At 59.6% G+C, this 25,381-nt stretch carries 19 protein-coding genes; 3 read left to right on the top strand and 16 right to left on the bottom strand.

Annotation, left to right across the window (positions count from 1 at the left end; genetic code table 11):
• Positions 1-85: 85 nt before the first annotated feature.
• Genes EAH78_RS12400 through EAH78_RS12425 form a run of 6 tightly spaced genes read right to left on the bottom strand, consistent with a single transcriptional unit; the run spans position 86 to position 6,022 of the window.
• Positions 86-1,828 carry an extracellular solute-binding protein gene (locus EAH78_RS12400; RefSeq protein ID WP_140667784.1) on the bottom strand — a complete coding sequence of 581 codons (1,743 nt, stop codon included), beginning with the start codon at positions 1,826-1,828 and terminating at the stop codon, positions 86-88.
• A 47-nt stretch (positions 1,829-1,875) separates the two neighbouring features.
• Positions 1,876-2,148, bottom strand: a complete 273-nt coding sequence (locus EAH78_RS12405) for a DUF2160 domain-containing protein (RefSeq protein ID WP_027925091.1) — start codon at positions 2,146-2,148, stop codon at positions 1,876-1,878.
• 10 nt (positions 2,149-2,158) lie between these two features.
• Complete coding sequence (locus tag EAH78_RS12410) at positions 2,159-2,959, bottom strand: carbohydrate ABC transporter permease (RefSeq protein ID WP_140667785.1); 801 nt, start codon at positions 2,957-2,959, stop codon at positions 2,159-2,161.
• Between the two features lie 8 nt (positions 2,960-2,967).
• Complete coding sequence (locus tag EAH78_RS12415; RefSeq protein ID WP_027925089.1) at positions 2,968-3,834, bottom strand: carbohydrate ABC transporter permease; 867 nt, start codon at positions 3,832-3,834, stop codon at positions 2,968-2,970.
• Positions 3,831-4,928 carry an ABC transporter ATP-binding protein gene (locus tag EAH78_RS12420; RefSeq protein ID WP_140667786.1) on the bottom strand — a complete coding sequence of 366 codons (1,098 nt, stop codon included), beginning with the start codon at positions 4,926-4,928 and terminating at the stop codon, positions 3,831-3,833. Before EAH78_RS12420 ends, EAH78_RS12415 begins: the two co-directional genes overlap by 4 nt.
• Positions 4,928-6,022, bottom strand: coding sequence for an ABC transporter ATP-binding protein (locus EAH78_RS12425; protein WP_027925087.1), 1,095 nt, complete (start codon positions 6,020-6,022; stop codon positions 4,928-4,930). The genes EAH78_RS12420 and EAH78_RS12425 overlap by 1 nt, the downstream gene beginning before the upstream one ends.
• Before the next feature lie 285 nt (positions 6,023-6,307).
• On the opposite strand from EAH78_RS12425, the gene EAH78_RS12430 reads away from it, so the two are divergent.
• Positions 6,308-8,158, top strand: coding sequence for a sigma-54-dependent Fis family transcriptional regulator (locus EAH78_RS12430; RefSeq protein ID WP_140667787.1), 1,851 nt, complete (start codon positions 6,308-6,310; stop codon positions 8,156-8,158).
• 216 nt (positions 8,159-8,374) lie between these two features.
• Here the strand turns inward: EAH78_RS12430 and cysS are convergent, their stop codons facing one another.
• Together cysS and EAH78_RS12440 are read right to left on the bottom strand one after the other, a co-directional pair.
• Positions 8,375-9,757, bottom strand: a complete 1,383-nt coding sequence (gene cysS, locus EAH78_RS12435; protein WP_140667980.1) for a cysteine--tRNA ligase — start codon at positions 9,755-9,757, stop codon at positions 8,375-8,377.
• Between the two features lie 18 nt (positions 9,758-9,775).
• Positions 9,776-11,476 carry a glutamine--tRNA ligase/YqeY domain fusion protein gene (locus EAH78_RS12440; RefSeq protein WP_140667788.1) on the bottom strand — a complete coding sequence of 567 codons (1,701 nt, stop codon included), beginning with the start codon at positions 11,474-11,476 and terminating at the stop codon, positions 9,776-9,778.
• A 249-nt stretch (positions 11,477-11,725) separates the two neighbouring features.
• Between EAH78_RS12440 and EAH78_RS12445 the strand changes: the two genes are divergently transcribed.
• Positions 11,726-12,232 carry a peptidylprolyl isomerase gene (locus tag EAH78_RS12445; protein WP_140667789.1) on the top strand — a complete coding sequence of 169 codons (507 nt, stop codon included), beginning with the start codon at positions 11,726-11,728 and terminating at the stop codon, positions 12,230-12,232.
• A complete protein-coding gene (gene lpxH / locus EAH78_RS12450; protein WP_140667790.1) occupies positions 12,229-12,981 on the top strand; it encodes a UDP-2,3-diacylglucosamine diphosphatase in 753 nt (250 codons plus the stop codon). The genes EAH78_RS12445 and lpxH overlap by 4 nt, the downstream gene beginning before the upstream one ends.
• Before the next feature lie 165 nt (positions 12,982-13,146).
• Here the strand turns inward: lpxH and EAH78_RS12460 are convergent, their stop codons facing one another.
• The 8 genes from EAH78_RS12460 to EAH78_RS12495 all read right to left on the bottom strand — a co-directional run bounded on the left by EAH78_RS12460 (position 13,147) and on the right by EAH78_RS12495 (position 25,303).
• Positions 13,147-14,676, bottom strand: a complete 1,530-nt coding sequence (locus tag EAH78_RS12460; protein ID WP_140667791.1) for a DHA2 family efflux MFS transporter permease subunit — start codon at positions 14,674-14,676, stop codon at positions 13,147-13,149.
• Between the two features lie 185 nt (positions 14,677-14,861).
• Complete coding sequence (locus EAH78_RS12465) at positions 14,862-16,079, bottom strand: efflux RND transporter periplasmic adaptor subunit (RefSeq protein ID WP_140667792.1); 1,218 nt, start codon at positions 16,077-16,079, stop codon at positions 14,862-14,864.
• Between the two features lie 15 nt (positions 16,080-16,094).
• On the bottom strand, positions 16,095-17,564 hold the full coding sequence (locus tag EAH78_RS12470; protein WP_140667793.1) for an efflux transporter outer membrane subunit: 1,470 nt from the start codon (positions 17,562-17,564) through the stop codon (positions 16,095-16,097).
• Positions 17,561-18,034 carry a MarR family winged helix-turn-helix transcriptional regulator gene (locus tag EAH78_RS12475; protein ID WP_140667794.1) on the bottom strand — a complete coding sequence of 158 codons (474 nt, stop codon included), beginning with the start codon at positions 18,032-18,034 and terminating at the stop codon, positions 17,561-17,563. Before EAH78_RS12475 ends, EAH78_RS12470 begins: the two co-directional genes overlap by 4 nt.
• A gap of 263 nt (positions 18,035-18,297) precedes the next feature.
• Complete coding sequence (locus tag EAH78_RS12480; RefSeq protein WP_205017964.1) at positions 18,298-18,717, bottom strand: DUF3757 domain-containing protein; 420 nt, start codon at positions 18,715-18,717, stop codon at positions 18,298-18,300.
• A 476-nt stretch (positions 18,718-19,193) separates the two neighbouring features.
• Complete coding sequence (locus tag EAH78_RS12485; RefSeq protein ID WP_140667795.1) at positions 19,194-22,862, bottom strand: translocation/assembly module TamB domain-containing protein; 3,669 nt, start codon at positions 22,860-22,862, stop codon at positions 19,194-19,196.
• Positions 22,859-24,586 carry an autotransporter assembly complex protein TamA gene (locus tag EAH78_RS12490; RefSeq protein ID WP_140667796.1) on the bottom strand — a complete coding sequence of 576 codons (1,728 nt, stop codon included), beginning with the start codon at positions 24,584-24,586 and terminating at the stop codon, positions 22,859-22,861. Before EAH78_RS12490 ends, EAH78_RS12485 begins: the two co-directional genes overlap by 4 nt.
• Positions 24,587-24,652: 66 nt before the next feature.
• The gene (locus EAH78_RS12495; protein ID WP_140667797.1) at positions 24,653-25,303 is read right to left on the bottom strand and encodes a GNAT family N-acetyltransferase; all 651 of its coding nucleotides are present in this window, start codon (positions 25,301-25,303) and stop codon (positions 24,653-24,655) included.
• Positions 25,304-25,381 lie beyond the last annotated feature (78 nt).

Genomic DNA, 25,381 nt, shown 5'->3' on the forward strand with positions numbered 1-25,381 from the left:
TGGGTGTCTGCTCGCAATAACAATGGATCAGCCACAAACAAGAACGGCACCTTTCGGTGCCGTTCGCCTTGCTCAGTACACTCGCTTACTTACGCGCATCCGCCCACGATTTCAGCAGTTCGTTGTAGCTCACGGTTTCGCCCTTCGGCTTCTCGTTCGCCAATTTAGGCTTCGGTGCGCCCGGTTGATCGAACCAGTATTGCGCATCGCGCTCGGGGTTCATTTTCGGAGCACAGGTGGTTTGCGCTTTCGAACGTTCCAGACGGGACATGATCGCGTCCTGATCCTTGGCCAAACCATCAAGCGCCTCTTGTGGAGTTTTCTCGCCGCTGGCCGCTTCGGCGATGTGGCTCCACCACAGTTGCGCCAGACGCGGATAGTCCGGCACGTTGGTCCCGGTCGGGGTCCATTGCACGCGGGCCGGGCTGCGGTAGAACTCGACCAGACCACCGAGTTTGGGTGCCAGGTCGGTCATCGCTTGCGAGTTGATGTCCGACTCGCGGATCGGCGTCAGGCCGACGATGGTTTTCTTCAGCGACACGGTTTTCGAGGTCACGAACTGCGCATAGAGCCACGCCGCCAGTTTCTGTTTCTCAGGCGTGGACTTCATGAACGTCCACGAACCCACGTCCTGATACCCGAGCTTCATGCCCTCCTCCCAATACGGACCGCGTGGTGATGGCGCCATGCGCCACTTCGGCGTGCCGTCGGCGTTGACCACCGGCAGGCCGGGTTTGGTCATGTCGGCGGTGAACGCGGTGTACCAGAAGATTTGTTGGGCGATGTTGCCCTGGGACGGCACCGGACCGGACTCGGAGAAGGTCATGCCCGCCGCTTCTGGTGGTGCATAGGCCTTGAGCCAATCGACGTACTTGGTGGTGGCAAAGACCGCCGCCGGGCCGTTGGTGTCGCCACCGCGGGTCACGCTGGAACCTACCGGATGGCAATCTTCGACACGGATGCCCCACTCGTCCACCGGCAAACCGTTCGGCAGGCCTTTGTCGCCGCCACCGGCCATGGAGAACCAGGCATCGGTGAAGCGCCAGCCCAGGGACGGGTCTTTCTTGCCGTAGTCCATGTGCCCGTAGACCCGCTTGCCGTCGATTTCCTTGACGTCTTCGCTGAAGAATTTGGCGATGTCTTCATAGGCCGACCAGTTCACCGGCACGCCCAATTCGTAGCCGTACTTTTCCTTGAACTTGGCTTTCAGCTCCGGCCGTTCAAACCAGTCGGCGCGGAACCAGTACAGGTTGGCGAACTGCTGGTCAGGCAGCTGATAGAGCTTGCCGTCCGGAGCCGTGGTGAACGAAAGACCAATGAAGTCCTTGAGGTCCAGCGTCGGCGAGGTGAAGTTCTTGCCTTCATTGGCCATCAGGTCCGTGATCGCTTCGGTCTTGCCGTAGCGGAAGTGCGTACCGATCAGGTCCGAGTCGTTGACCCAGCCGTCATAGATGCTCTTGTCCGATTGCATCACGGTCTGCAGCTTTTCCACCACGTCGCCTTCTTGCAGCAGGTCGTGGGTCACCTTGATCCCGGTGATCTCGGTAAAGGCCTTGGCCAGCACCTTGGACTCATATTCGTGGGTGGTCAGGGTTTCGGAGACGACTTTGATGTCCATCCCGCGAAACGGCTCGGCCGCCTTGATGAACCACTTCAATTCCGCGAGCTGCTGGTCGGCCGTCAGGGTAGACGGTTTGAACTCGGCGCCAATCCATTTTTTCGCAGCGTCTTCATAGGCGTCGGCCCAGGCCGCAGCGCTCAACCCACTGAGTGCCAGCATGGCTGCCAATGAAATGCTATGTCGCAGCTTATTGTTTTTGTCGAACATAGAGACCTCCTGTTTGATTTTCGGAGCAACATTGCCGAGCGATTCGACTAGCCCCAACGCATCACAGCCAACAGCCACACCAGGGACAACGCGGACGCTACCCAGATGCTCCAGTCGGTGACGCCGATTACCAGCAAATGCAGGTAGGCGCTGCCGAGAAGACCGATAAACAGCCGATCGCCACGGGTGGTGGCAATCGGCAACAAACCCCGCCGAAGAATGCTCGGCGAACGCAATTCCCAGGTCGTCATGCCCACCAGAATCAGGCCAATGACAATGAAGAACGCCGCGGTCGGGACCGTCCAACTCATCCATTCCATCATCAGTTCCTCATACCCGGCCGAGGGCAAAGCCCTTGGCCACGTGGTTGCGAACAAACCAGATCACCAGCATGCCCGGCAGGATGGTCAACACCCCCGCCGCCGCCAGCACGCCCCAATCGATGCCGGACGCCGAGACCGTGCGCGTCATCACCGCCGCAATCGGCTTGGCGTTGACCGACGTCAGCGTGCGCGCCAAGAGCAATTCGACCCAGGAAAACATGAAGCAGAAAAACGCCGTGACGCCGATCCCGGAACCGATCAGCGGAACGAAAATCTTCACGAAAAACTTGGGAAAACTGTAGCCGTCGATGTAGGCGGTTTCATCGATTTCCTTGGGCACGCCGGACATGAAGCCTTCAAGAATCCACACCGCCAACGGCACGTTAAACAGGCAGTGAGCCAGGGCCACAGCGATGTGGGTGTCGAACAGACCGATCGAGGAATAGAGCTGGAAGAACGGCAGCAGGAATACCGCCGGCGGCGCCATGCGGTTGGTCAGCAGCCAAAAGAACAGGTGCTTGTCACCGAGGAAGCGATAGCGCGAGAACGCATACGCCGCCGGCAGCGCCACGCTCAGGGAGATCACCGTGTTCAGGCTGACGTAGTAGAGCGAGTTGAGGTAACCGGTGTACCAGCTCGGATCGGTGAAGATCACCTTGTAGTTATGCAAGGTGAAATCCGAAGGAAACAGCGTCAGGCCGCCGAGGATTTCGGTGTTGCTCTTGAACGACATATTCAGTAGCCAGTAAATCGGCACCAGCAGGAACAGGATGTAGAGCAGCAACGGAATGAGTTTTCTCTTGCTCATGGCAGACCTCAGCGGTTGGCGTCAGAGTGAGTCATGGCGGTGTAGAACAGCCAGGACACCAACAGGATGATCAGGAAGTACACCAGCGAAAACGCCGCTGCCGGCCCCAGGTCGAATTGCCCTACAGCCATCTGGGTCAACGTCTGACTGAGGAACGTCGTGGCATTCCCCGGGCCGCCACCGGTCAGCACGAACGGCTCGGTGTAGATCATGAAACTGTCCATGAAGCGCAGCATCACCGCGATCAGCAGCACGCTTTTCAGCTTGGGCAACTGGATGTGCCGGAACACCGCCCAGGCCGAGGCGCGATCAATCCGCGCCGCTTGGTAATACACGTCCGGAATCGCCCGCAACCCGGAGAAACACAGCAGCGCCACCAACGACGTCCAGTGCCACACGTCCATCACCAGCACCGTGACCCAGGCGTCCATGGTGTTCGACGCATAGTTGTAGTTGATGCCCATGGCATTCAGGCTCGAACCCAGCAGGCCGATGTCGGCACGGCCGAAGATCTGCCAGATGGTGCCAACCACGTTCCATGGAATCAGCAACGGAATGGCCAGGATGATGAGCACCAGCGACGACCAGCGCCCCTTGGTCGGCATGGTCAGGGCGATGGCGATGCCCAACGGGATTTCAATCAGCAGCACGCAGGCCGAGTAGATGAACTGCCGCAACAGCGAGTCATGCAAGCGCGGGTCGAGCAGCACTTGTTTGTACCAGTCGGCGCCGACGAAGTAGCGGCTGGACTGGTCGAAAATGTCCTGCACCGAATAGTTGACCACCGTCATCATCGGGATCACCGCACTGAAGGCCACCAGCAGGAACACCGGCAACACCAGCCACCAGGCCTTGTTGTTTTGCACCTTGTTCATGGCTGTGCCTCCAAGAGGTATTCATCGGCATACACCATCAACCACTGCGCCGGAAAACTGATGTACGCCGTGCCTTCAGGCACCGGTTTGTCTTCGGCCAGGCGTACTTTCAGCGGCGCGCCATCGAGGTTCAGGGTCAGGATCTTGTAGGTACCGAGGTCTTCGATGTGTACGACCTGTGCCTGCATCGCGTCATCAAAGGGTTCTTCCCACACGTGGACGAACTCCGGGCGGATACCGACTTTCAGGGTTTTCCACTCGGATTCGGCGATGCGTTGTTGTTGCGCCTCAGACAGCGGCAAATGCGTCGAGGCGAACCCCACGCCACCCGGTTGCGGCGTGACCTCAATCAGGTTCATCCCGGGACTGCCGATGAAATAGCCGACAAAGGTGTGGCTCGGCCGTTCGAACAACTCTCGCGGCGTGCCGAATTGCACGATCTGCCCGCCGTACATCACGGCGATCTTGTCGGCGAAGGTTGAGGCCTCCAGCTGATCGTGGGTGACGTAGACCATGGTGATGTTGAACTGCTCGTGGATCTGCTTGAGCTTGCGCCGCAGCTTCCACTTCAGGTGCGGGTCGATCACAGTCAGCGGCTCGTCGAACAGGATCGCCGAGACGTCATCGCGCACCAGCCCACGGCCCATGGAGACTTTCTGCTTTTCGTCGGCGGTGAGGTTGCTGGCCTTTTTGCTCAGCAACGCCTGCAAATCCAACACCTCGGCGATTTCCTGCACCTTGGTGTGAATTCTCGCCTCGGCCATGCCCTGATTACGCAACGGAAACGCCAGGTTATCGAACACGGTCATGGTGTCGTAGACCACCGGGAACTGAAAAACCTGGGCGATATTGCGTTTCTCCGGCGTCAGGTCGTTGACCGCTTTGCCGTCGAACAACACATGCCCCTGCGAGGGGCTGAGCAACCCGGAAATGATGTTGAGCAAGGTCGACTTGCCGCACCCCGAAGGGCCGAGCAACGCATAGGCGCCGCCCTGCTCCCAGATGTGGTCCATCTCGCGGATCGCGTAATCCTCAGGGCCGGCCGGGGTTTTGGTGTAACTGTGAGCGAGGTTCTGCAAACGGATTTCGGCCATCAGGCAACCCTCGCGATACGGCGACCGGGCGCCTGGACCAAACGTCCCTGCGCATCGAACACAAACAGTTTATGGGTCGGGATATAGATGCGGATCGGCGCGTCGACGTCGTATTCGTGAACGCCCGGCAGGTGCAACACCAGCAGGAAATGCTCGTTGCGCACGTGCAGGAAGGTTTCCGAACCGCTGATCTCGGCGACCTCGACGGTCACGGCCAGCTCCAGGTCATCGTCGTTGCTCGGCACCAGCGAGATGTGGCTCGGGCGTACGCCAAAGCGGAACTCACCCTCGCCCACCGGTCGCAAATCCACGTTCAACGGGAAGTGCACAAAATTGGCAAAGCTGACTTCGTTGCCGGCAATCCGCCCCGGCATCAGGTTGATCGGCGGCTCGGAGAACAACTCGGCCGCGAGCACGCTTTGCGGCTGGTGATAGACCTCGGACGACTTGCCGCTCTGGATCACCCGGCCTTCGTGAAGAATTGTCGTGGTGCCGCCCAGTGCCAGGGCTTCGTTGGGTTCGGTGGTGGCGTAAATCGCGATGGTGTGACGCGCCTTGAACAGCTCGCGCATTTCCTGGCGCAGCTCTTCGCGTAGCTTGTAATCAAGGTTGACCAGCGGCTCGTCGAACAGGATCAGCTCGGCGTCCTTGACCAGCGCGCGGGCCATGGCCGTGCGCTGTTGCTGGCCGCCAGAGAGTTCGAGGGGATGGCGCTGGAGGAATTTCTCGATGCGCAGCATCTTCGCGGTTTCCAGCACTTTGCTCTGGATCAGCTCATTGGACACACCGCCCTGGCGCAAAGGCGAGGCAATGTTCTCGAAGACGGTCATGGTCGGGTAATTGATGAACTGCTGATAGACCATCGATACGTTGCGCAGCCGCACCGGGCGCTGGGTAACGTCGACGCCGTTCATGAGGATGCGACCGCTGTCAGGCTTGTCCAGCCCGGCCATCAGGCGCATCAGACTGGTTTTGCCGGACAGCGTGCGCCCGAGCAAAACGTTGAAGGAACCGGGTTCAAAACTCAGGCAGGCATCGTCGATCCAGGTCTGGCCCTCGACGGTGCGGCTGACGTGCTCCAGGGTTAATGACATGGCTCGGCCTTTTTATTATTTGGAGTCAAGCGACCGGAGCTACAGAGCGAGTTTCGTGCCAGAAATTGCAAGCTATTGATCTGGTTTGAAAATCTTCCAGCGAAGGGATTGAACACTTTCGTTGCTGAACAGAAATGAACAACTGAGGCTGAACAACTGAACAATCCGCTGGTTGACAATGAACAATAGTGAACAACACTCTACACACCGTTTTACTGCGAAATATTCCGAATTACGCACGGCGCTACTCACAACAAAAATAATAATGCTCAGAGATCGACTGCCATGGCCGCACCCGCCTCGCCGCTCTCCCACGACGCCGTCATTCAGGACTCCTGGAAACGCTGCCGCGCCTTCGGCCTCGATCACCAGAGCGCCCCGGCGTTCGATCAGTTGCCGGCCGAAGGCATCGCGCAACTGCTGGAGAGCCAGCACTCCCTGGTGCAGACCACGCACCAGGAAGTCCTGCCGTATTACGAAAACATCCTCAGCAACTCCAATTGCCTGATCATGCTCGCCGACAATCAAGGCCAGGTCCTGACGTCCTGGGGCACCCAGCGCTTTATCGAACCGAGCCTGACCCGTGGTTTCAGCGCGGGCGCCAGTTGGATGGAGCGTTGCAGCGGCACCAACGCCATCGGCACCGCCCTCGCCTGCGAACAGGCCGTGCACATCGAACACGATGAACACTTTCTGAAAGCCAACCGCTTCATGACCGGTTCCGCCGCGCCGATTTTCGATGCCGAGCGCAAAGTGATCGCGGTGCTGGACGTGTCCAGCGACAGCTACCTGCCGCCGTCCCACACCCTCGGCATGGTCAAGATGATGAGCCAGACCGTGGAAAACCGGCTGATTCTCAACCTGTTCCATGGCCAGCATTTTCAACTGACCTTCAACACCGGGTTGAACAACCTCGACAGCCAGTGGGCCGGGTTGTTGATCTTCGATGAGACCGGCCAGGTGCTATCCGCCAACCGCCGGGCCGACAATCTGCTGGGCATCAGCCTGTCGCGGGTCAGCGTTGAGAGCCTGTTCAAGGTCTCGCTGCTGGAATTACTGAACCAGCCCGACGGTCTGCCGTTTGCTCTGCAAGCTTCGGGGCGCAACCGCTTCCAGTGCCTCCTGCGGCGGCCGAAACAAGTGCCGATTCAACCGCGGCTGTTTTCTGAGCCCAAGAGCGCCGAGCCGGTGGTCGTGGCGGCACCCGAAGCGATCAGCCTCAACACCCTGCACTTCGGCGACAGTCGCGTGGAAAAAGCCGTGCGTCAGGCCGAACGCCTGCTGGAGAAAGACATTCCGCTGCTGATCCACGGCGAAACCGGGGTCGGCAAGGAAGTGTTCGTCAAAGCCTTGCACCAGGCCGGCTCACGCAGTAAACAACCGTTCATTGCCGTCAACTGTGCGGCGATCCCCGCCGAGCTGGTGGAATCCGAGCTGTTTGGCTACGAGAAAGGTGCGTTCACTGGCGCGAATCAGAAAGGCAGCATCGGGCTGATTCGCAAGGCCGACAAAGGCACGCTGTTCCTCGATGAAATCGGCGACATGCCGCTGCCGACGCAGGCCCGGTTGTTGAGGGTGTTGCAGGAGCGTTGCGTGCAACCGGTGGGCAGCAGCGAGCTGTTCCCGGTCGATATCCGGATTATTTCGGCGACTAACCGTGCGTTGCGCGAGCAAGTGCAACTGGGGCGGTTTCGTGAAGACCTGTATTACCGGATTGGCGGCTTGACCCTGGAATTGCCGCCGCTACGGGAACGTAGCGACAAGCAGGCGCTGTTCAAGCGCTTGTGGGAGCAACACCGCGAGCCGTCGCAATGGGCCGGGTTAAGTCGGGAGGTGCTGGAGCTGTTCGGCCGTCATCCATGGCCGGGGAATTTGCGCCAGGTCAGCAGCGTGATGCAGGTGGCGCTGGCCATGGCCGAGGAACAACCGGTGCGGCTGGAGCATTTGCCGGATGATTTTTTTGTCGATCTGGAGATGGAACCGGTGGATTCGCCGGAGGTGCTGGCGGTGGATTTGAATGATGTCGAGGATTTGAATCGGCAGTTGGCGGCGGCTGGGGGGAATATCTCGCACTTGGCCCGGCGTCTGGGGGTTAGCCGCAATACCCTTTACAAGCGATTGCGCCAGTCGGAATGACAATTAAGCCGTACTGGCTGTGGTTGACTTGCGACCTTCGCGAGCAAGCCCGCTCCCACATTTGGTCGGCGGTGAGTTGAGTTCTGTGTACACCACACATCCAATGTGGGAGCGGGCTTGCTCGCGAAGGCGTCAGCCCTATTACCGCAAACCTCAAACCCTGCACATAACAAAAACCCGCACAAGGCGGGTTTTGTTTTGTCGCGATCAAGGCAATCAGTCAGCCAAACGCCAGGTCGTGCCGCCCTTGCCGTCTTCCAGCACCACGCCCATCGCGGTCAACTGGTCGCGGATGCGGTCGGATTCGGCCCAATCTTTACCGGCACGAGCCGCCAGGCGCGCAGCGATCAACGCATCAACCTCAGCGGCATCCACACGCCCTTCAGCGCCAGCCTGCAAGAAGTCATCGGCCTCAAGCTGCAACACGCCCAGCACGCTCGCCAGTTCTTTCAGGCGCGCCGCCAGACCCGCCGCTGCATTGAGATCGCTCTCTCGCAGACGGTTGATCTCGCGCACCATCTCGAACAACACCGCGCAGGCTTCCGGTGTGCCGAAGTCGTCGTTCATCACCTGGGTGAAACGCTCGACAAAGGCTTCGCCGCCAGCAGGCGCCACGTTCGGCAGGCCTTTGAGCGCATGGTAGAAACGCTCAAGTGCGCCTTTGGCGTCCTTGAGGTTGTCTTCCGAATAGTTGATCGCGCTGCGGTAGTGGCTCGAGACCAGCAGGTAACGCACGACTTCCGGGTGGTACTTTTCCAGCACGTCGCGAATGGTGAAGAAGTTGTTCAAGGACTTGGACATCTTCTCGCCATTGATGCGAATCATGCCGCAATGCATCCACGCGTTGGCGTAGGTCTTGCCAGTGGCCGCTTCGCTCTGAGCGATTTCGTTTTCGTGGTGCGGGAACTCGAGGTCGCTGCCGCCGCCATGAATGTCGAACGTTTCACCGAGGCAGCAGGTGGACATCACCGAGCACTCGATGTGCCAGCCCGGACGACCGTCGCCCCACGGCGAAGGCCAGCTCGGCTCGCCCGGCTTGGCGCCTTTCCACAGCACGAAGTCCAGAGGGTCCTGTTTGGACTCGTCGACTTCGATCCGCGCACCGATGCGCAGGTCTTCGATCTTTTTGCGCGACAGCTTGCCGTAGCCCATGAACTTGGCGACGCGGTAGTACACGTCGCCATTGCCCGGTGCGTAGGCGTAACCCTTGTCGATCAGAGTCTGGATCATGGTCTGCATGCCAGCGATGTGATCAGTGGCCCGCGGTTCCATATCCGGCTTGAGGATGTTGAGGCGTGCCTCGTCCTCATGCATCGCGGTGATCATGCGCTCGGTCAGCACGTCGAACGGCTCGCCGTTTTCCTTGGCCCGATTGATGATCTTGTCTTCGATGTCGGTGATGTTGCGCACGTAAGTCAGGTTGTAACCGCTGAAGCGCAACCAGCGGGTCACGAGGTCAAACGCGACCATGCTGCGGCCGTGGCCAATGTGGCAGTAGTCATACACGGTCATTCCGCAGACGTACATGCGCACATTGTTGCCATCCAGCGGCTTGAAGACTTCTTTGCTCTTGGTGAGCGTGTTGTAGATCGATAGCACTTTAGTCATTTCCTGGAATCACTGGCCCCACGAATCACGCAGGGTCACGGTACGGTTGAATACCGGAGCGCCCGGTTTCGAGTCCTTGATATCCGCGACGAAGTAACCTTCGCGCTCGAACTGGAAACGGTCTTCCGGCTGTGCATTGCCAAGCGAGGGCTCGGCACGACAACCGGTGAGTACTTGCAGCGAGTCAGGGTTGATGTTGTCCAGGAAACTGGCGCTGTCTTCGGCCTTCTCAGGGTTGGCCGAACGGAACAGGCGATCGTACAGACGCACTTCGCACTCAACGCTGGCCGCGGCCGGTACCCAGTGCACCACGCCTTTGACCTTGCGGCCTTCAGGGTTCTTGCCGAGGGTTTCCGGGTCGTACGAGCAACGCAGTTCGACGATGTTGCCATCGGCGTCCTTGATCGCTTCGTCGGCACGAATCACGTAGCTGCCGCGCAAACGCACTTCGCCGTTCGGCTCCAGGCGCTTGTAGCCCTTTGGTGGCTCTTCCATGAAGTCATCGCGATCGATGTAGATTTCACGGGCGAACGGCAGCTTGCGCACGCCCAGTTCTTCTTTCTGTGGATGGCGCGGCAGTTCGAGGTTCTCGACCTGGTCTTGCGGGTAGTTGGTGATTACCACCTTCAACGGACGGAGCACGCACATGGCGCGCGGAGCGTTCTGGTCCAGATCCTGACGGATGCTGAACTCGAGCATGCCGAAATCGACCACGCCGTCAGAACGGTTGGTGCCGACCATGTCGCAGAAATTGCGGATCGACGCAGGCGTGTAGCCACGGCGACGGAAGCCCGACAGCGTGGACATGCGCGGATCGTCCCAGCCGAACACGTGCTTCTCATCGACCAGTTGCTTGAGCTTGCGCTTACTGGTGATCGTGTAGTTCAGGTTCAGACGGCTGAATTCGTACTGACGCGGGTGCGCGGGCACCGGCAGGCTGTCGAGGAACCAGTCGTACAGCGGACGGTGGCTTTCGAACTCCAGGGTGCAGATCGAGTGGGTGATGCCTTCGATGGCGTCCGACTGACCGTGGGTGAAGTCGTAGTTCGGGTAGATGCACCACTTGTCCCCGGTCTGGTGGTGATGTGCGTGACGGATGCGGTACATGATCGGGTCGCGCAGGTTCATGTTCGGCGAGGCCATGTCGATCTTGGCCCGCAGTACTCGTGCGCCGTCCGGGAACTCGCCGGCACGCATGCGGGCGAACCAGTCGAGGTTTTCTTCCACGGAGCGATCACGGAACGGGCTGTTCTTGCCCGGCTCGGTCAGGCTGCCACGGTATTCCTTGGCCTGTTCCGGGCTCAGGTCGTCGACGTAGGCCTTGCCGGCCTTGATCAGTTCAACGGCCCAGTCGTGCAACTGGTCGAAATACTGCGAGGCGTAGCGCACTTCACCGGACCATTCGAAGCCCAGCCATTTGACGTCGCTTTCGATCGCGTCAATGTATTCCTGGTCTTCCTTGGCCGGGTTGGTGTCGTCGAAACGCAGATGGGTGACGCCGCCGAATTCCTGGGCCAGGCCGAAGTTCACACAGATCGACTTGGCGTGACCGATGTGCAGGTAGCCGTTGGGCTCAGGCGGGAAACGGGTGACGATCTGCGTGTGCTTACCCGAGTCCAGGTCCGCCTGGATGATCGGGCGCAGGAAATTGACCGGCACGGCAGGGCCGGTCTTGGCATTCGAGGTAGGGTCGACAGTGGGCTTGCTCATAGGATCCTTGAACGTACAAGTGCGCGGCCGGAAGAGGGCCAAGTAAAACAAAGCCGCTATCATAGCCGATGCTGTCAAGCACCTGACAGAGCGCGCCTGCAAACGGTCGCATTTAATCGGCTATCGATGAAAAACACCCTCGAAATTCGCGCCCGGCACGCTAAACTGCGCACCTTGGCTGTTACTGGCCAGACCGGTTGGGGGCTGCTGTGCCCCGAAACCTACGAATTCCCAGATAGAGTACCGATCATGACCCAAGTCAAACTGACCACCAACCATGGCGACATCGTCCTGGAACTGAACGCTGATAAAGCCCCGATCACCGTGGCCAACTTCATCGAATACGTTAAAGCCGGTCACTACGAAAACACCGTTTTCCACCGTGTCATCGGTAACTTCATGATCCAGGGCGGCGGTTTCGAGCCAGGCATGAAAGAAAAGAAAGACAAGCGTCCAAGCATCCAGAACGAAGCCGACAACGGCCTGCCGAACGAGAAGTACACCGTGGCCATGGCCCGCACCATGGAGCCGCACTCGGCTTCCGCCCAGTTCTTCATCAACGTGGCTGACAACAGCTTCCTGAACCACAGCGCCAAGACCACCCAGGGCTGGGGCTACGCGGTATTCGCCAAAGTGGTTGCCGGCACTGACGTCGTGGACAAGATCAAAGGTGTTTCCACCACCATGAAATCCGGCCACCAGGACGTTCCAGCAGACGACGTAATCATCGAGAAAGCCGAGATTATCGAAGCGTGATACTGCTGATTTCAGACTTGCATCTGGAAGAGGAGCGCCCGGACATTACCCGGGCGTTTCTGGATTTGCTTGCCGGACGCGCCCGCTCGGCGAGTGCGTTGTACATCCTGGGCGACTTTTTCGAAGCGTGGATTGGCGACGACGCCATGACGCCCTTTCAGCGTTCCATCTGCCAGGCCCTGCGCGAATTGAGCGACAGCGGCACGGCCATCTTTCTGATGCACGGCAATCGCGACTTCATGCTCGGCCAGGCCTTTTGCAAACAGGCCGGCTGCACGTTGTTGAAGGACCCGAGTGTCGTGCAGTTTTACGGCGAGCCAGTGCTATTGATGCACGGCGACAGCCTCTGCACCCGCGACGAAGCCTATATGAAGCTGCGTCGCTACCTGCGCAACCCGATCAGCCTGTTCATCCTGCGGAATTTGCCGCTGCGCACCCGGCATAAGCTGGCGCGCAAGCTGCGCAGTGAAAGCCGTGCGCAAACGCGGATGAAGGCCAATGACATTGTGGATGTCACGCCAGAAGAAATTCCGCGGATCATGCAGGAATATGGCGTGAAGACCTTGATCCACGGCCATACCCATCGCCCGGCCATCCACAAGTTGCAGTTGGGCGAACAAGCGGCCAAACGCATTGTGTTGGGGGATTGGGATCGTCAGGGCTGGGCGTTGCAGGTGGATGAGCAAGGGTTTGCGCTGGCCCCGTTCGACTTCACCCCGCCAGCGCAATTGGCCGCTCCCACTCACTAAAGGCCGAACACAAAACGCTGTGGGAGCGGGCTTGCTCGCGAATGCGGTCGTTCATTCAACATGTTAGTTGGCTGACACGCCCCCTTCGCGAGCAAGCCCGCTCCCACATTGGGTCCCCACTGTGTCAGCCAATTTTTGGTGTGACACCAACCCATTGTGTTTGGGTTAGTGACCCGAGGCAGCAGGCCCCGCTTTCGCCGCAAACGGCGGTTTCGCCAGCCATACAATCAGAATAAGCCCCATGAACCCCCAGCCCAGCAACGTGAAGTAATCCACGGTGGAGAGCATATACGCCTGGCTCGTCAGCACATGATCCAGCTGCGCATACGCCGGGGTGCTCGCCCCGCCCAGCGTGTTCAGGGCATCCCGGGTCGGCTGGTCGTAGGTGGTGATGCTTTCGCTCAAATACGCGTGATGCTGATCCGCCCGACGAATCCAGATCCAGGTGGTCAGCGACGCCGCAAAACTACCGCCCAGCGTACGCAGGAACGTCGCCAGGCCCGCGCCGTCGGCGATCTGGCTCGGCGGCAGGTCCGACATCAAGATGCTCAGGGTCGGCATGAAGAACAGTGCCACGCCAATGCCCATGAACAGCTGCACCAGGGCGATGTGCTGGAAGTCCACTTCATTGTTGAACCCGGCACGCATGAAGCAGCTCAGGCCAATGGCCAGGAACGCCAGCCCGGCCAGCAATCGCAGGTCGAACTTGTGCGCGTACTTGCCGACAAACGGTGACATCAGCACCGGCAGAATCCCTATCGGTGCTACAGCCAGGCCGGCCCAGGTCGCGGTGTAGCCCATCTGGGTTTGCAGCCATTGCGGCAAGATCAGGTTGATGCCGAAGAACCCGGCGTACCCCAACACCAGCACCAACGTGCCGATGCGGAAGTTGCGGTAAGCAAACAGCCGCAGGTTCACCACTGGATGCTTATCAGTCATTTCCCAGATGATGAACACCGCCAGCGCGATCACGGAAATGGCGGCGCCAATCAGGATGAAACTCGACTCGAACCAGTCCAGGTCATTGCCCTTGTCGAGGATAATCTGCAGCGCACCGACGCCGATGATCAGCGTGATCAACCCCACGTAATCCATCGGTTGGCGGCTGGTTTCCACCGGGCGCGCCTTGAGTTGCTGGCGCACCACCATTACGGCGAAGACGCCAATCGGCACGTTGATGAAGAAGATCCACGGCCAGCTATAACTGTCAGTAATCCAGCCGCCGAGGATCGGCCCCGCAATCGGCGCCACCACCGTGACCATCGCCAGTAACGCCAGGGCCATGCCGCGCCTCGCGGGGGGATAGACCGCGATCAGCAGCGTCTGGGTCATCGGGTACAACGGACCGGCCACCAGGCCTTGCAGCACCCGAAAACCGATCAGTTCCGGCATCGAGGTGGAGATCCCACAGAGAAACGAGGCCAGCACAAACAGCACCGTGGCCCAGAGAAACAGCTTCACCTCACCAAAGCGGCGGCTGAGCCAACCGGTCAGCGGCAGCGCAATGGCGTTGCTCACGGCGAATGAGGTAATCACCCAAGTGCCCTGCTCCGAACTCACGCCCAGGTTGCCGGAAATGGTCGGCAGCGCCACGTTGGCGATGGTGGTGTCGAGCACCTGCATGAAAGTCGCCAGCGACAGGCCGATGGTGCTGAGCAACAGGCTGGGCGGCGTGAAAGAGGCGTTATTGCTCATCGCGAATCCTTGGAAACCGGGTGGGCGCTGCGCCTGTTACAGACGCAGCTGACCGTGTGGGAGCCTTTGTGGCGAGGGAGATTGCTCCCGCTGGGTCTCGAAGCGGCCCCAAAGCTTGACGAGTGCTTCGCAGCCGAGCGGGAGCAAGCTCCCTCGCCACAAAAGCTCGCTTCCACAGGGGCGAATCAGCGTTGCGCGGTCTTGCTGACCGCAGCGCTGTTGTCGTGGATCAACTGAGTGATCATCGCGTCCGCTTCAGCCAACTGACGGTCGTAGACGTTGGTGCTGAACGAGGCCTTTTGCGGCGGCTGTTGTGCCAGCACCGGGCCGCTCTGGTCGTGCAGGTTCACGTCAACCTGAGTCGACAACCCCACACGCAATGGATGCTTGGCCAGTTCTTCGGCATTGATGTGGATTCGCACCGGCACGCGCTGGACGATCTTGATCCAGTTACCGGTGGCGTTTTGCGCCGGCAGCAGGGCAAACGCGCTGCCGGTTCCGGCGCCGAGGCTGTCGATGGTGCCGCTGAATTTCACGTCGCTGCCGTACAGGTCGGCCTGGATGTCCACCGGTTGACCAATGCGCATGTCACGCAGCTGGGTTTCCTTGAAGTTGGCGTCGATCCACAGCTGATCCAGCGGAATCACCGCCATCAGCGCGGTGCCAGGCTGAACCCGTTGACCCAATTGCACGGAGCGCTTGGCCACGTAACCGGTGACCGGCGCGATCAAGGTGCTGCGCGAGTTGTTCAGGTACGCCTGACGCAATTGTGCGGCGGCCGACATCACGTCCGGGTGCGACGAAACCACGGTGTCATCGACCAGCGCACTGGTGGTTTTCAGTTGCTGTTTGGCGTTGGCCAGGGCGTTTTGCGCCGAGGTCAGGTCGTCGCGGGCGTGGGACAGTTCTTCCTGGGAAATCGCGCCGCCGGCAGCGAGGTTTTTCCGGCGATTGAAGTTATCCTGGGCCTTCTGCACTTCAGCCTGCTGCGCGTTGACCTGGGCTTTCATGCCGTCAACGTTGCTGTACAAACCGCGTACCTGGCGCACGGTGCGGGCCAGATTGGCCTGGGCACTTTGCAGGCCGACTTCGGCGTCGTTCGGGTCGAAGTTGATCAGTACCTGACCTTCGTGGACCAGGTCACCGTCGTCGGCGCCGATGCTGACCACGGTTCCGGTGACCAGCGGGGTGATTTCCACCACGTTGCCGTTCACATAGGCGTCATCGGTGCTTTCGTTCCAGCGCCCGTACATTTCGTGATAACCCCAGACGCCGACACCGGCGAGGACAACCACGATGGCCAGCGCGACCAGCATGACTTTGCGTTTACGCGGATTGCTCGAGTCTTGAGCGTTGTCCGACACCGTGTTGGTTGGAGCAGGAGATGTATCGACAGTGGCCATGACAAATACCTTGAATTAGTTGTGCTGCGTGGCTGGGAGGGCGTTGGCTGCGGTCAGGGTTTCGTCCTGAAAACCGCCGCCCAGCGCTTGCATCAATTGGATCGACAGGTCGATCTGCTCGGCATTCAAGTTGGCCAGCTGACGCTGGGCCTGGAGCAATTGCTGCTCGATGCTGAGCACGTCCAGGTAGTTGCCGATGCCGGAACCGTACCGCTGGACCACGGTGTTGTAAGAATCCTGGGCAATGTCGGTGGCGTGCTGCTGGGCACCGATCTGGCGGCCGATATCGCGCAACTGGTTAATGGTGTCGCTGACATCACCGAGCGCTTTCACCAGGCTTTTGTTGTACTGCGCCACCGCGAGATCGTAATCGGCGTCGCGCGAATCGAGGTTGGCGCGCAGGCGGCCACCGTCGAAAATCGGCACAGAAATGGTCGGCGCAATGTTGAAGAAACGGCTCGCCGAACCCAACATGGCATCCCCCAACAACGATTCGGCACCGGCGGCGGCGCTGAGGTTCAAGTTGGGATAGAACTGGGTTTTGCCGGCGGCGATGTTCTTGCTCGCAGCCTCGACCCGCCAGCGCGCGGCCACCAGATCGGGACGGCGACCGAGCAATTCAGCGGGCAGCACCGACGGCAATGCAACGGCGCTGGCCTGAAGAATCTTCGGCCGGGCGATTTCGTTGCCGCGATCCGGGCCTTTTCCGAGCAGTACCGCCAGGGCGATTTTTGCGCTGTTCAGACGTTTTTCGGCGTCGATCAGGCTGGCTTCGGACGTGGCTTCAAGGCTTTGGGTCTGCTGGAACTGGTACTGGCTGTCGATGCCCGAGCTCAAGCGACGCTGGCCCAAATCAAGCATTTGTTTAGTTCGTTTGAGGTCTTCATTGGCGAGGTCGTAGACGATGTGCGCCTGACCCAAATCGCTGTAGGCGCGGGCGACGTCGGCGGACAGGGTCAACTGCGCGGCCTGTTGATCGACTTCGGCGGCGCGGGCCTGGCCCAGCGCAGCTTCCCAAGCGTCACGCTGACCACCCCACAAGTCGAAGTTGTAATTGAAGCTGGCGCCGATATTGCGCACGGTGGCGTAAGTGCCGCCCTGCCCGCTCGGGTCTTGATCCCGCGACAGACGCGAACGGCTGACGCCGGCGCTGGCATCGAGAGTCGGCATGCGCGCGGCGTCGGCGGCGTATGCAGCGGCGCTGGCCTGATGCGCGCGAGCGTCGGCGATTTGCATGTCGGGGCTGTCGTGCAGGGCTTCGCGGATCAGACCGTCGAGCTGCGGGTCGCCGAGGCTTTTCCACCAGTCACTTTTCGGCCAGGCCGCCGGCGTCAGGGTTACGCCACTCAGGGACTGCCCGGCCTTGAGGGTTTTCGCATCGAGGCTTTTGCCTTCGGTGGTCAGGCCGCTATAGCTGGCGCAACCGGCCAGGGTCATGGCGGCCAGCACCAGGCTCAGCCCGGTACGCAGGGTTTTGCTGTTCATTTGTCACCTACCCGCAGCAACGTGATCGAATCACCGGCTGCTACCAGGATTTTCTTGAGGATGTGTTCCAGGGTTTTCAACTCATCGGGGGTGATGGCGCCGGCCAATTCGTTCATGGCGTCGGCACCGATATGCGGCAGCCGGTCGGCGAGCTTCTGACCTTCTTCGGTCAGCACCAATTGAACCTGGCGGCGATCCGCCTCGGAGCGTTGGCGGATAAGGAAACCTTTCTGTTCCAGACGATCGAGCATGCGGGTCATCGAGCCGCTGTCCAGCGACAGGTGACGGCACAGCTCGGCCGGGGTATCGACGCCGAACTGGGCCACGATGATCATCACCTTGAACTGCGCGGCGGTGATGCCGTGAGGTTCCATATGCGTGTCGATGATCCGGTCCTTGAGCAGCGCGGCGCGCCCTAGCAGGAGGCCGAGATGGCAGTTTTCGAAATCGTCCGGGGTGAAATGTTTCATCTGACCACCAATTAGCTGCCTAAGCAGTGAATGTATGTCGAGATGTTACTGCTTAGGCAGCGAATGTCAACCCAATAGTTAGGAGGCTTTGTATTTGACAGATTAATGGCGCAGCACAAAAGCAAAAAGATCGCAGCCTGCGGCAGCTTCTTCAGGTTTTTGTGTACCCCGTAGAAGCTGCCGCAAGGCTGCGATCTTTATGCTTTTTGCTCACAAACGTTGCCGCAGTGGCCAGGCTTGAACCAGGTCGGCGCGAGACTCACTTACTCAAACTTGCACTGCTCCGGCGCCACGCCAGAGCAACGAGGCAGCACGCTGCCATCGGCCTGGGTCTGGTTGGTCCAGGCAGTGCCCACTGGCTTCACCGCGTCGGCGGATTTCAACGTCATTCGCATACCTTCGCGTTTTGGCCCCACGTAATCGCAGGCTACGAAGTTTTTCGCGTTGACGACATACGCTTCCTCGAAGGCTACGGCTTTCAGATCCTCCTTTGCAGCTACCGGGTTCTCGCCCGTCCATTGCAGACCTTTACTGGCAGCTGCGGTGTAAACAAAGCCGCCGTCTTTCATGGCTGTTTGCTGAATCGCCCCGACAGTCGGGCAAGCGTTGCCGGCGTAGGCATTAGCCATCAAAGCCATCATTACAACTACGCCAGCGGAAAATTTCTTGTTAATACCGGTCATGCTTGTTACTCCATGTGCACTTCAAGATTAGTCATCATCCATCTACGACTATTAGCCCAGGCAGATAAATCAATTGATCGCATCAATTGCGATGACGGATCCTAGTACAGAAACTGATTTCAACAAACCAGTAGAGAGACGTAAAAAAACATCAAAACGTTTAAACTTAGGCCACTACAAAAAAATGAAAAGCAATAAAAAACAAAATCAGAAATGACAGCCAAACCCTTACAAACCAATACCCTAAACACCTAAATCGATCAAACTCACATCAATACATGCCTCACAAAAAAACAACCAAACAAACAGTTCCCACAAGAAAACATCCACTCACCCTACGATAACAATAAAGTTAATCACTCAAACCGTGACAACTTTTCTTATTCCTTATAGTGAATATTCCCACACACAAAAACCTCCCTCCTTACTTCACATTGTTGTTACATGAAGAGGAGAGAGCGTTTGAAGTTTTTAAATCAAAAATCCCGCTTGTAGAAAATGTCCAGCGAGCTGGCCACACCGCCGGCGGCTTCGAGGTAGACCTTTTTGCTCAGCTTGTAGCGCAAGGCAATGGTGTTGGCCGGTTCGAACACGCCAACGCCATAACGCAAACTGAGTTTTTCGGAGATATTGCCGCTGGCTACGACGCTGGTGGCGTTGCCGCTGCCCTGGGTGTCCAGTTGGAAATCCTGAATCCCCAGGTTCTTGGCCAACCCGTTGGTCACGCCGGAGCTGCCCATCAAGCCCAACCCGAGTGCCGCCTGGGCCAACATGTTGTTGTCTTCACCGTTAGTGCTCAACGGGCGCCCCAGCACCAGATAGGACAAGGCTTGTTCCTGGCTCATGGCCGGTTCGGAGAAGATCTGCGTGGTCGGCTGCTCGGCGCTGCCGCTCAAGCGAATACCGGCGATCACGTCGTCCGTCTGGCGAATCGCCTCGATGTCGAGGTACGGCTGATCAAGCGGGCCGGCAAACAGCAAACGCGCCCGGCGCACGGTCAGGCGCTGACCGTAGGCGCGATAACGCCCGTCGTTGAGCCACAGCTCGCCACGTGTGTCCAGGTTGTCGCCGACGTGCACATGCCCCTGTACATTCGCGGTCAGGCCAAACCCGGCAAAGCTCAACTTGTCAGCACCGACCTCCACATCGATGTCCATTTTCATGGCCAACGGTGGTTTGCCTTCTTCAGTCTGCTGGCCGACGATCACCACGTCATCGGAGACCTTGACCGTAGAGGGCGGCAATTCGCGAATGATGATCTCACCTTTGGGCACCAGCACTTTGCCGGCGATGGCCAACTCGTCACCCTTCATCGAGACTTTCAGGTCCGGCGCGACTTCCAGCTTCGCGTAAGGCTCGACCGTCACCGGCAACTGCGAGCCCTTGAGCGCCAGGTCCACCACCAACGCCTGCCCCCAGGCGATGTTGCCTTTAAGGGTGCCCTGCCCGGTCTTGCCGCTTTTCCAGTCGCCGTTCAATTGCACGGTTTCGCCGGCAATTACCGCTCGCAGTTGCAAGGCTTGCAACGTCATCGGCAGTTCCGCCCCGGAGACTTCGCCGTCGCTGAGCAGCAGACTGCCGTTGACCTGCGGCGCCAACAGGCCACCGGAAATCGTGCCGCTGCCATTCAAGCGCCCGGTGAGTTTCTCGACCATCGGCACGAACGGCCGCGCCACCGACAGGTCCAGCCCGCTCAAGCGGAATGAGCCGGTCAGCGGTTTGTTTTTCGGCAATGGGTTGATCTGCGCCTGCACCATCAGTTCGCCGAGCTTGCCGCCGACGAAGTTGAGGTCGGTGTCGATGCGTTTCGGCGTCAGTTTGCTGGTGAGTTTCAGCGTCTGGTACGGAAAGTCCAGCCACTGGTCCTTCTCTTTCATGCGCAACGTGCCACCGCTGGCATCGATGCTGATCTGGCCGTTCGGGCCGCTGGCCGGCAGGTCCAGTTGCAGGTCGGCGTTGAGGCTGCCCTTCCAGGCGAAATCCTTCGGCAGCCACTGCGCCAGGCTTTCAATCGGGAATTGCTTGAGGTGGAAACGCAGCTTCGGCTCTGGCATTAAACGCTGGTCCTCACCGCACAGGCTGGCCGGGCCGGACATCCAGCAATGGGCGCCAACGTTGATTTTGCCATCTGCCAGGAGCTCCAGTTTCGCCGGCCCTTGCAGCTTCCAGTCCTGCCCACCGGTCTGGATATCACCGCTGGCCAGACGTCCGCGCCAACTGCCTTTGTCCAAGGCACCGTCGAGACCGAGGGCCAGCTTCAGCTGCGGACCTTGCAGGTCGAGGCTGAGCTTCTGGTTTTTGATGTCGCCCTGGCCTCTGGCAGTCAGCGTGCCCAGTGAGGTTTCACCGGTCTGAATACCGCTTCCCTTGAGGTCGATTTTCGCCCGCTGCGCACTGTCGAGCGTCGCGTCGAGATTGAGGCTTTGCAGGCGATTATCGTCGAAAGCCAGTTGCGTGCCTTGCAGCCCGAGCTTGCCTTGCGGCGCTTTAAGCGTACCGGCGACGTCGATGCGGCCGTTCAGTTGCCCGCGCAGTTGCGGCCAGAGCTGGGCCAGACGCGGCATCTTGATGTCGATCTGGGCGGCGAGTTTCTGTTGCAGGCTGCCCTTGCCGTTGATGCTGTTGTCGCCGAGGCGGATTTGCAGCGCATTAAGGTTCCATTGCTCGCCGCCGCCATCCGCCTTGGCCTGGATCACGGCGGGTTGCCCGCGCAGTTTGCCTTTCAGGTCGAGGTCGGCATTGAGGCTGAGCTTGTCATTCTTCATCTCGCCTTTGCTGCGCAGCGGTCCGGCCAGCGTGCCCGGCAATTCGGCCACCCAGTACGCCGGGTTGATCGCCGACAGGTCGAGCGCGGTGTCCCACGCAATGCCGTCGGCGAATTGCAGGTTCAAGTGCCCTTCGGCCTTGCCCTGCCCGGCCTGAAGTTGGATTTGTTGCAGGTAGATTTTCGTCAGGTCACCGCTGAACGGACTGTTCAGGGTGAAGGCACCGGCCGGGCCATCCGCCGCCGCCTGGAAGCTGCCGAGGTATTTGCCGTCGGTGTAGGAGATGTCACCGTTGAAGCTGCGCAACGCCACGTCCGGCTCGTCGATCAGCGGATAGAGGCGGTGCCACGGGAAGTCCAGCCAGGCGATTTTCGCGTCGGCGCTCAGGCCTTTGCTCCAGTCGAGGGTGCCGCTGAGTTTGAGGCTTTGTTTGTCGTTGGCAGTGAGGTCGAGGGCGGCGATTTGCGCGCCCTTGGCGTCGACCTTGCCTTGCAGCAGCAACGCGACCGGGCCTTTTTCGGCGGGCAGCGAGGCGTTGCCGAGCAATTGGTAACCGTTTTTCAGGTCGCCGTCGCCGGTGAGTTCCAGTTGATTGAGTTGCAGGGTGTCTGGCAGGTCGGCGGCGGGTTTGAAGCCGTCGGCGGTGATTCGTACCTTGGCCGGCAGGTTGTCCGCCAGCGGTTGCAGTTCACCGGTCAACTGTCCGTTCAGGTAACCACTGCTGTCGGCTTTCAGGTTCAGGGTTTTCAGCAGGTCGCCGTCAACCTTCAGCTCCAGCGTCCACGGCGCGGGGGTTTGCAGGGTCAGTTGGCCTTCAACCTTGAGCGGCCAATTGCCGGTGGGTTGCAGCAGGCCGGAGAGGTTCAGGCTCAGGTCATCGCGCTGCAACTTAACCGAGTCGATCTGCATCCCTTGCGCGGTCCAGTGCGCCGCCAGTTGCAGGCCTTTGAGCTGCTCACTGCCGTTGAACAGCAGGCTGCCGATCTGCACATCACCCAGCTCGAGGGCCAGCGGCAACTTCAGATCCGGAAGGCTGATCGGCCCGCTGCTTGCTTCTTCAACACCGGGTGGAAATTGCAGGCTGACTTGATCGGCCTTCACCTGCTCAAGGCACAACGTCATGCGTGTCAGGCACAGCGGCGACCAGGCGAAAATCACCTTACTCAGCTCAACCCGGCTGGTGTCTTGCTGCCAAAGCACATGATCGGCGCTCCACTGCCCGCCCAAACGCCCCTGGAAATTCTCGACGGTCAAACCCGGCGCGAAGCCCAACGCCCAGCGACTGCCCGTGGCCGTGCCCAGCACCGAAGCGATGCTCAGGCCAACCAGCATCAGCAGCGCCAGAATCGCCAGCAGCGTTATTTTCAAACCGCGATTCACAGCTCAGGCCCCATGGAAAAGTGCAGCCGAATGCCGCCGTCATCGTCCAGCGCGTGGGCCAGGTCGAGGCGGATCGGCCCCACCGGTGAAACCCAACGCACGCCGATGCCGACCCCGGTCTTGAGGTTTGGCAGTTCGAGTGTATTGAAAGCGTTGCCCTGGTCGACGAAGGTCGCGATCCGCCACTTCTCGGCGATGGAGTATTGGTATTCGGCGCTGGCCGCGACCATGTAGCGGCCGCCGATGCGATCGCCCTCGGAGTTCTCCGGGGACAGGCTTTGATAGTCGTAACCGCGCACGCTCTGGTCGCCACCGGCGAAAAACCGCAGCGACGGCGGGACTGAGCTAAAGCCATTGGTGGCGCTGCCGCCCACCTGCACTCGACCGAGAAAGCGGTGTTTGTCGAAGACCGTGGTCAAGCCTTTCACCAACGCGGTGCCGTAGACCAAGTTGCTGTCTGAACCCAGGCCTTCTTTCGCCACTTTGGACTCGAATTGCAGGCGATAGCCGTTGTGCGGGTCGATGCGGTTGTCACTTTTCAGGTAGGAATAGTTGACGCCGGGCATCAGCAACGTACTCAAACCCGCGTCGTCGCCCAGGGAGTAATCCTCGCGCTGCCATTTCAACGACACCACGCGCTGCCAGCCACTGGGCAATTTGCTGTGCCATTCCGGGCCGATGGTCAGCAGCTTGCTGTGGGTGTCGGTGCCGGCGATGTCTTCGTTCTGGTAGCCACCGGCAAAGCGCAGTTTGTCGGTCAGCGGCGGGTCCAGCGGGATGTCGTAGAACAGCCCGACGTTTTGCCGGGGCGCCGATAGCTCGGCTTCCCAGCCATAACTGTCGCCCTGCGGGTTAACCCAGTGTCGGGTCCAGTTGGCCTTGATCCGGGGACCGACGTCCGTGGAATAACCCAGGCCCAGGCCCATGGTCCGTGGTTTGCGGGTTTCGAGTTTGACGTCAACCGGGATCACATCGTTTTTCGATGCCGTCGGCGTCGCGTCCACCCGCACACTTTCGAAGTAACCACTCGATTGCATGGCCTGATTGAGTTCCGCGATCAGTTCGGAGTCGTAAGGTGCGCCTTGCTTGAACGGCACCATACGTTGCAGCAGGTCTTCGTCGAACGGCGAATCGCCCTCAAAGCTGACCTTGCCCAGCGAATAACGCGGGCCACTGCTGTAGACCAGTTCTATATCGGCCACGCCGGCGCGCGGGTCCACTGATAGTTTCTGGCTGGTGAAGTGACCACTGAAAAAACCGAAACGCGAGGCCTGATTCTGGATCAGGCGCTTGGCGTCTTCGTAGTGACCATGATTGAGCACCGCCCCGGTTTTCAGCGATGCGCCTTGGGGCACACGAAAGGATTTGAGTGAAGCGGCCGGGCCATCGATGCGAATCGTGACATTGCGCAGGTGCACCGGCTCGCCGGGGTCGATGTTGAGCACCAGGCGCGGCGTCTTGCCGCCCTTCACATCGCTGTCGATCTGCGGCTGGTAATAACCCAAGGCCTGGGCGGCCTTGCGCGCCTGCTCCTCGGCGCCACGACTGAAGCGCAACAACGCTTCTTCGTCACGATCGCCGACGCTGCCGATATAGCCCTCTATATTGGCTTTCAGTTCATCGTTGGACGGTTTGATCCGCACATCCAATTCACTTTGCGCCAGCGCCGCGCAGCTGGTGAACAGCATCAACGCGCCACTGGTAATTCGTCCTGGAAATCTCATAGGCGCGGATGCTATCACGAGCTTGGGAGCGTGATAGAGCCTCGCTTGGCGTTAAAGTTCTACCGTTTATGCCGTTGCGGTTTGCAACACCTGCGGATTGGCGTGGAAAAAAACGTGTTCGCGAATCGGTCCTACAGCGACCTCGCCAATTTCCTCGTACCCCTGACGCTTATAGAACTCCAGATAGCGAGGATTCCCGGTGTCCAGGATTACGCCCTGGGAAGTTTCATCGACGGCGCACCAGTTATGCACCGCTTGCAGCAGTTGCTCGCCGAAATGTTTACCCTGGAATTGCGGGTGAATGCCCAACAGCGGGAGCACGTGAACCGAGTCACTGGGCACGCAGGCCGCGACGGCGGCGTGGTAATCGAGGTAGCGACGGGTGCAGCGGAAACCGGCACTGAGCACCATGCGCAAACGCCAGGCCCAACTTTCGGTGATACCCAGGCGTCGTTGCGGCGGCGCGATCAGCGCGATGCCGATCAAACGGTCGTTGACCAGCAGGCCGATGGCTGGCAAATCCTGGAGGAAGTGCTGTTTGACCAATTCGCGCACAGTGGCTCGCACCCGATGCTCATAACCAGGCCGTTCCGCCTCGAACAGGAATCCGAAGGTCGGCTCGTGCCGGTAGGCGTGGTACAGCAGGGAGCGCGCTTCGTGGGCATAGCCGCTGTCCAGCATGTGAATGTCGGCGATGGCGGTCGAGGTTTCAGGCATAGCGGTTGATCTCCCCGGTACAGCTCAAATGGCTGTGCTCTTCTTGGTACGAGCCTATCGGTGCTGACACAGTTCCCT

It is taken from the genome of Pseudomonas arsenicoxydans, from assembly GCF_006438915.1.
GTDB lineage: Bacteria > Pseudomonadota > Gammaproteobacteria > Pseudomonadales > Pseudomonadaceae > Aquipseudomonas > Aquipseudomonas arsenicoxydans_A.

Excerpts from the sequence above, each read along its gene's own strand:
- EAH78_RS12400 (WP_140667784.1), bottom strand. The coding sequence starts at position 1,828 with ATGTTCGACAAAAACAATAAGCTGCGACATAGCATTTCATTGGCAGCC.
- EAH78_RS12405 (WP_027925091.1), bottom strand. The coding sequence starts at position 2,148 with ATGGAATGGATGAGTTGGACGGTCCCGACCGCGGCGTTCTTCATTGTC.
- EAH78_RS12410 (WP_140667785.1), bottom strand. The coding sequence starts at position 2,959 with ATGAGCAAGAGAAAACTCATTCCGTTGCTGCTCTACATCCTGTTCCTG.
- EAH78_RS12415 (WP_027925089.1), bottom strand. The coding sequence starts at position 3,834 with ATGAACAAGGTGCAAAACAACAAGGCCTGGTGGCTGGTGTTGCCGGTG.
- EAH78_RS12420 (WP_140667786.1), bottom strand. The coding sequence starts at position 4,928 with ATGGCCGAAATCCGTTTGCAGAACCTCGCTCACAGTTACACCAAAACC.
- EAH78_RS12425 (WP_027925087.1), bottom strand. The coding sequence starts at position 6,022 with ATGTCATTAACCCTGGAGCACGTCAGCCGCACCGTCGAGGGCCAGACC.
- EAH78_RS12430 (WP_140667787.1), top strand. The coding sequence starts at position 6,308 with ATGGCCGCACCCGCCTCGCCGCTCTCCCACGACGCCGTCATTCAGGAC.
- EAH78_RS12440 (WP_140667788.1), bottom strand. The coding sequence starts at position 11,476 with ATGAGCAAGCCCACTGTCGACCCTACCTCGAATGCCAAGACCGGCCCT.
- EAH78_RS12445 (WP_140667789.1), top strand. The coding sequence starts at position 11,726 with ATGACCCAAGTCAAACTGACCACCAACCATGGCGACATCGTCCTGGAA.
- EAH78_RS12460 (WP_140667791.1), bottom strand. The coding sequence starts at position 14,676 with ATGAGCAATAACGCCTCTTTCACGCCGCCCAGCCTGTTGCTCAGCACC.
- EAH78_RS12465 (WP_140667792.1), bottom strand. The coding sequence starts at position 16,079 with ATGGCCACTGTCGATACATCTCCTGCTCCAACCAACACGGTGTCGGAC.
- EAH78_RS12470 (WP_140667793.1), bottom strand. The coding sequence starts at position 17,564 with ATGAACAGCAAAACCCTGCGTACCGGGCTGAGCCTGGTGCTGGCCGCC.
- EAH78_RS12475 (WP_140667794.1), bottom strand. The coding sequence starts at position 18,034 with ATGAAACATTTCACCCCGGACGATTTCGAAAACTGCCATCTCGGCCTC.
- EAH78_RS12480 (WP_205017964.1), bottom strand. The coding sequence starts at position 18,717 with ATGACCGGTATTAACAAGAAATTTTCCGCTGGCGTAGTTGTAATGATG.
- EAH78_RS12490 (WP_140667796.1), bottom strand. The coding sequence starts at position 24,586 with ATGAGATTTCCAGGACGAATTACCAGTGGCGCGTTGATGCTGTTCACC.
- EAH78_RS12495 (WP_140667797.1), bottom strand. The coding sequence starts at position 25,303 with ATGCCTGAAACCTCGACCGCCATCGCCGACATTCACATGCTGGACAGC.